The sequence below is a fragment of the Acinetobacter tjernbergiae DSM 14971 = CIP 107465 genome, assembly GCF_000374425.1.
GTDB lineage: Bacteria > Pseudomonadota > Gammaproteobacteria > Pseudomonadales > Moraxellaceae > Acinetobacter > Acinetobacter tjernbergiae.
This window is the reverse complement of record NZ_KB894382.1, coordinates 21,482-27,828: the sequence shown is the minus strand read 5'-3', so window position 1 is coordinate 27,828 and position 6,347 is coordinate 21,482. Positions and strand designations below refer to the sequence as shown.

At 38.5% G+C, this 6,347-nt stretch carries 6 protein-coding genes; 4 read left to right on the top strand and 2 right to left on the bottom strand.

What is annotated here, in order from left to right:
* Together C502_RS0117340 and C502_RS18675 are read left to right on the top strand one after the other, a co-directional pair.
* Positions 1-316: transposase (locus C502_RS0117340; RefSeq protein ID WP_018680034.1), on the top strand; the 316-nt coding region annotated here is incomplete at its 5' end.
* Between the two features lie 296 nt (positions 317-612).
* A complete protein-coding gene (locus C502_RS18675; RefSeq protein WP_018680033.1) occupies positions 613-1,242 on the top strand; it encodes a YadA C-terminal domain-containing protein in 630 nt (209 codons plus the stop codon).
* Positions 1,243-1,289: 47 nt separating this feature from the next.
* Here C502_RS18675 and C502_RS0117330 read toward each other — a convergent pair whose 3' ends face one another.
* A complete protein-coding gene (locus C502_RS0117330) occupies positions 1,290-3,176 on the bottom strand; it encodes a DNA primase (protein ID WP_023274822.1) in 1,887 nt (628 codons plus the stop codon).
* Between the two features lie 130 nt (positions 3,177-3,306).
* Positions 3,307-4,386: an outer membrane protein assembly factor BamD gene (locus C502_RS0117325; protein WP_018680031.1), complete on the bottom strand. Its 1,080-nt coding sequence runs from the start codon at positions 4,384-4,386 to the stop codon at positions 3,307-3,309.
* Between the two features lie 71 nt (positions 4,387-4,457).
* Between C502_RS0117325 and rluD the strand changes: the two genes are divergently transcribed.
* Both rluD and pgeF read left to right on the top strand, forming a co-directional pair.
* On the top strand, positions 4,458-5,507 hold the full coding sequence (gene rluD, locus C502_RS0117320; RefSeq protein WP_018680030.1) for a 23S rRNA pseudouridine(1911/1915/1917) synthase RluD: 1,050 nt from the start codon (positions 4,458-4,460) through the stop codon (positions 5,505-5,507).
* A gap of 85 nt (positions 5,508-5,592) precedes the next feature.
* Positions 5,593-6,333, top strand: coding sequence for a peptidoglycan editing factor PgeF (gene pgeF, locus C502_RS0117315; RefSeq protein WP_018680029.1), 741 nt, complete (start codon positions 5,593-5,595; stop codon positions 6,331-6,333).
* Positions 6,334-6,347 lie beyond the last annotated feature (14 nt).

Below are 6,347 nucleotides of genomic sequence, written 5' to 3'. Positions count from 1 at the left end.
AGCAAAGCTTTATGCGGATCGTGGCTATATCAGCCAAGATTTAAAAAGCAAGTTAAAGAATCAAGGTATTGATTTAATTACGTATCATCGAAAGAACATGCGGACTGTTCAACTCTGTGCACAAGATGAATATCACTTAAAACAACGTAATAAGATAGAAACGTTATTTAGCTTATTGAAAGGACAATACAATTTAGTGACGAGTAAGGCACGTAGTATTCATGGATTTCTAAGTGGGATTTACGCATCGTTATGTGCATATCAATTAACCCAACGAAATAAACCAAAAATTCAAATTATGGAATCAGTGGCTTAAACAGGATTCGGGTTAATATAGGTATTACAGATAAAAATAATAATAAAGTTGTAGAAATTTCAGCTACAGGAAGCGGTAAAGGTAATTTATATATAAATGATTATAGCTATATAAGTGATAATTTAGTAGTCGGTGAAAAAATTATTGCAAAGGATTTAGAAGTCAATGGCACTATTAGTGGTAATTTTTCTGGAAATGTCTCAGCTAGTAATGTGTATGTAAATTCCTTATATAGTGAAAACCAGCTAGCTAATTTTCTATAGGTTAGTGGACATCTAAATGCAAAAAATATAGATTTGCAAGGTACAAATATTTCTTCTTTGGCAGATGCTAAACAAGATGATCAGGCTGTTAATTTAAAACAATTAAATTTAGCTTCTACAAAAAATCTAATTGATTCTAAAAATTATACAAATAGCATTATACAAAATCTACGTGATGAGACTACAGTTGAGATAATTCAAGCAAATAAATCTATAGTAGAAGGTGATAAACTAACATTAATTTTAGCTAATAAAACTACCGCTGAGACTGCTAAAACTATTCGTTCTGAAATTAAAGAGTCTAATGAGAAAATTATAACGGATTCTAAGAGATATACTGATCAGGTTAGTATTAATGTGTTAAATAATTCTAAGGTTTATATAGATAATCGTGTGGATCAATTAAATCAAGATTTCCAATCTTTTAAAAAGGACTCTTATGCAGCTACTGCAGCAAGTCTTGCAACAGCATCTTTACCACAGCCTAGTAATGCTGGCTATAGCATGGTAAGTGCAGGTACTGGGACTTGGAAAGGTCAACAAGGATTTGCAATTGGAATGAGTGGAATTTCAGAAGACAATAAAGTTATTTATAAGTTGGCAGGTACTGGTAATACTCAGGGTGATTTTGGTGGTTCTGCTGCGATTGGATATCAATGGTAATTCAATCAGTTGGGATATAAAAAATCTCTCGTTTAACGAGAGATTTTTTAAGACAACAACTTCAAGCTAATCTGTTTGGTTAATTCATTGAGTTGTTGGCGTAAATTACGTGACTCAATTAATGAAATAGGTGATCTCAGTTTTAATTTTAAATATTTTTCTTGTAGATTTAATGAGAAATCTTTAGCTAATTTGTCTGCAATTTCAGGTGCTTGTGTTAGTGATTGGATGTTGGTGCGCTGCATAATATCTGCAATTTCATGGCTATAACGACTACATGCACCGAGTACATAATAGGTTGCCAATTCCTGATCATCAGGTAAATCATCAAATACAATATTGAGTGCAGTCAATATTTTAGCCAACAATTCTGTTTGATCAATGACTGCGAGTAACTCTTCAAAATGAATATAGAGAAATGGGTGGTGCATTAAAATTGCGATTGCAAAATCTTCATCTTTGGTTTGAATATTAAAAGATAGAGAAGCATCGTGGCTGATTTGTGGGGTAAAGCGTTTACCGAGACCGAGTTTTTCACGGAAAGATTGACTCAACAAATAACGAAATGAGCCTTGCTTCGGTAATAACTCCGTCAATTCACGCAGTTCACCCATCACTAAGCTTTTACCTTCAGGGGTACTGACGTCGTGTTGTCCTGTTAAATGTGCAAACACAAAGTCAGATAACAGTGGAGCTTGCTGCAATAACCTTTGGAAATTTTCTAAGCCTTCACGACGAATCAGCGAGTCAGGATCATGTTCATTTGGCAAGACAAAGAATTTTAGCTCTCGACCATCATTGAGCAATGGTAGTGCGATTTCTAAGGTACGTCGTGCTGCTTTTTGTCCTGCGGCATCACCATCAAAGGCAATGGTAATGCGAGAATTTTGTTTAAATAGCGTGCTTAAATGATCAGCATTACTCGCCGTTCCCAGCGTTGCCACAGCGCCATTGATGCCATACTGTTGTAAGGCAATCACGTCCATATAGCCTTCAACCATCAGCCAATCGTTGGCTTTGAGTTTACGACCTTCATATAAACCGTAGAGCAGTTGATTTTTATGGAATACTTCTGAATCTGGTGAATTGATGTATTTGGGTTTAATTTCATCATTTAAAGCACGACCGCCAAAGCCAACCACACGACCTTTAGAGTCACGAATCGGGAAAATAACCCGTTCACGGAGTAAATCAAAATCTCGACCACTATCACTAGAACGAATCAATCCAAGTTGTTTTAAACCGTCAATATCTTGTGGAAAAGCTTTTTCTAAATGTTGCCAATCTTCTGGTGCATAACCCAAACGCCAAAATTGAATCGTTTGTGCCGATAAACCACGCTGTTTGAAATAATTCTGTGCCTTTTGGCTATTGGGTAATTGGCGTTCATAAAACTGGGCAACATTTTCTAGTAAATCATAGAGATTGCCTTCTTGTACTTGATCATCAATATTGAAAGGTGGATCAAACTGGGCAAAGGGATCGTCCATATAGTGATCCATATCGACAAAATGATCATCCAATGCTTCATGGATTGATGGGGTAAGTGTAGTTGGTTGCTCTTGTTTTGGTTGTGCCGTTTGGGGAGCTACAACTTGCTGCGGACTGCGTTTATAAGAGAGTTTTTTATTGTCGTGATTGTCTTTTGGTAATTCGATGCCTGTCTGATTAGACAAGTCTTTCATCACATCGACAAAGTTTCGACTATCAATGTCCATGAGGAAGCGAATAGCATTGCCATTTGCCTGACAACCAAAGCAATGGTAGTACTGTTTGTCACGATAGACATGAAATGAGGGTGACTTTTCTTGATGGAATGGACAACAGCCTGAATAAGTACGCCCAGTCTTTTTTAACTTCACACGTTGACCGATTAAATCGACAATGTCTGTTCGATCTAAGATTTGATCAATCGTATGTTGTGGAATTGCCATGCGCATTTAACCGTTTTGAACTGGGATATATAACATCATCATGAAGTCTGAATGTTAGAAATCATTGTTGCATAAAATGAAAAACAGGCAAGGGTATACTTGCCTGTTTTATTATTTGAATGATTGTAAATTAGTTTGTTGCTTTAACCTCAGATGTATGTGAGGTTTCTGATTTATCTAATAATCCGAAACTCAAACGGTTCATCCAACTTGGTTTATCAGTTGGCTCTTCAATAGGAGCAGAATCAACTTCTTCGACTTCAGGTTTATCAAGTAAACCAAAACTTAAACGATTGGTTAAACTTGGTTGTTCAACTTCAGTTGCTACATGATCTTTTGCTTGTACTGTTTTAGATTCACGTCCAAGTAAACCTAAGGTTGCACGGTTGACCCAACTGCCTTCTTTACGTGCGGCACGTAAATTTACTTCACCATTTGATTTGACTAAATGTGGGTAGTTAAGCTTTAGAATCTCAATATATTGTTGAGAAGTTGCTTGATCCCCTAGTTTTTGATAGCTATAAGCTAAAGTTGCGAGCGCTTCAGGTGTTTGTGGTGCTTGCGGATAGTGTTCAATGACCCATTGCGAACGTTCAGCAGCAGCTAACCACGCTTTACGCTGAATGTTGAAGCGAGCTGCATTCATTTCGCTTTCAGCAAGTTCTTGACCGATAAACTTCATCCGCTGAGCAGCATCAACCGAGTATTGGCTGCTTGGGAAACGACGAATCAAGTCCACAAAGTTTTGATAGGCTACTTTGACGTAGCTGACATCACGATGTGATTGTTGTAATGAGGTATAACGAATTAAGCTATCGTAATTCATTTCCATGTTGGCTACGCCACGAACATAGTAAGCATAATCAACATTTGGATGCTGCGGATTTAAACGAATGAAACGATCTGCAAGTGCGATCGTACCCTCATAATCTTTTTGTTTGAATTTCGCATAGAGGAGTTCAAGTTGCGCTTGTTGCGTGTATTGTCCTGTTGGATAATAGGTATCTAAAGCTTCAAGTGATTTGACCGCATCGGTGTATTGATTACGCTCAAGCGATTTCTGCGCTTTCTCAAAATAGACTTGTTCACTTGACTGTGGTCCTTTATCAACCACTTCTTTTTTGCTTGGATTACTGCTACAACCGACAAATACAGACGCTACGCCTAAAGATAAAGCCAATATGGTAATTTTATAATGGGGTAGCGACATAAAAATTCCTCTGTTTTTGGGACAATAAGCTACAATGGTGCTATTAAACCATTTTTGTATCGATCATCAAAATGACTTCAACACAATCTTCTAATTCAAACCTTTCTGAGACAGATTTCTTACTCGAAGATTCTGTCGATGCAGATAATCATAATTCTGATGCAACTGCAACACGTTTATCGTTGCAAATTCAAATCGATGAAGAGTATCTCGGTCAACGTATTGATCAGGTTGCAGCATTGGTTTGGAGTGAGTTTTCTCGTGAAAAACTTAAGCAATGGATGAAAGACGGGCATCTGTTGGTAAATGGTAACATTGTTAAACCGAAACACCGTTGTGAAGGCAATGAATTGCTCACGCTTAATGTTGAATTAGAAGCCCAAACATCAAGTCAGCCTGAAAATATCCCACTTAATATTGTTTATGAAGATGACGATATTATTGTGATTAATAAAGAAGTTGGGATGGTCGTGCATCCTGGTGCTGGTAACCCAACGGGTACTTTAGTCAATGCCTTACTTTATCATGCGCCAAAACTAGCTGAGCTTTCTCGTGCTGGCTTGGTTCATCGTATTGATAAAGATACCAGTGGTTTATTGGTTGTTGCGAAAACCTTGGAAGCACAGTTTTCTCTTAGCAAGCAATTGGCAAAGAAAACCGTTTACCGTGTTTATGATTTAGTTGCGTATGGCAATATCATTGCGGGTGGCACGATTGATGAACCGATTAAACGTCATCCTGTTGACCGTGTCAAAATGGCGATCTTACCAGGTGGGCGTGATGCCGTAACGCATTACAATGTCAAAGAGCGGTTCCGTGACTTTACCCGTATTCAGGCGCAGCTTGAAACAGGGCGTACCCATCAAATCCGTGTGCACTTTAGCTATCTTGGGCATGGCTTGATCGGCGATCCTGTGTATGTCAATCGTGTACGTTTCCCAGCAGGTGCATCTGAAACATTAATTGATATGCTTCGCAGCTTTAAACGCCAAGCCTTACATGCAGCAAAATTAGGTTTGGTACATCCACGCACAGGTGAAGAGATGATGTTTGAAGCACCGTGGCCAGAAGATTTTACTCAGTTGGTGGACGTGCTTCGCCGTGAAAATGAAGCGTATTAAGTAAAGTTCCCTTTTCATCAAGGGTGATTTGTTCAGTTCCTCCCTTTAAAAAAGTGAGGAATATATTCACAAGGAGAGGGGTTTTATGGAATTTGTACAAGGTTTGCCCAAAGGTATTTGTGTTGGGCAAACACGTATTGAACATCCTCAAACCATTGCAACGCTGAATCAAAATCTGTCTGGCTTCAATTTGGCTTTACATGTCAATGATGATGCGCAACGTGTTCAGCAGCATCGGATGCTATTGTTGAATGAGTTATCTATATTTAGTGTGGATAAAATCACATGGATGACGCAAACCCATAGCACCATTTGTCATACGGTGAATGAACAAATTCTATTTATTGCACTTGAAGGTGATGGTCTAGTAACGCAACGTCTAGGTCATGCTTTAATGATGATGACAGCTGATTGTTTGCCTATTGTTTTGGGTAATGCCGAAGGTACAGAAGTCGCTAACCTACATGCGGGTTGGCGTGGTCTTGCTAACGGTATTATCGAGAATACCGTTGCTGAGATGAAATCTCAGCCCACTTGGGCGTGGTTAGGGGCTGCGATCAGCCAAGCTTGCTTTGAAGTCGGTGCTGAAGTCAGAGCTATTTTCTGTGATAAATATCCTGAATTGGCATCTGCTTTTCTTGCAGGTCAAGTTGAAGGTAAATATCAGGCTGATTTGTATGCGATTGCCCGTTTTATTTTAAATCGCTTAGGTATAGAAACCGTTTTAGGTGGTGATCAATGCTCTTATCAGCAAGCCGAAGATTATTTTTCTTACCGACGTGATGCAAAAACGGGACGAATGGCAACATTTGTATTTATGCAATAAATCATATCCTTTGC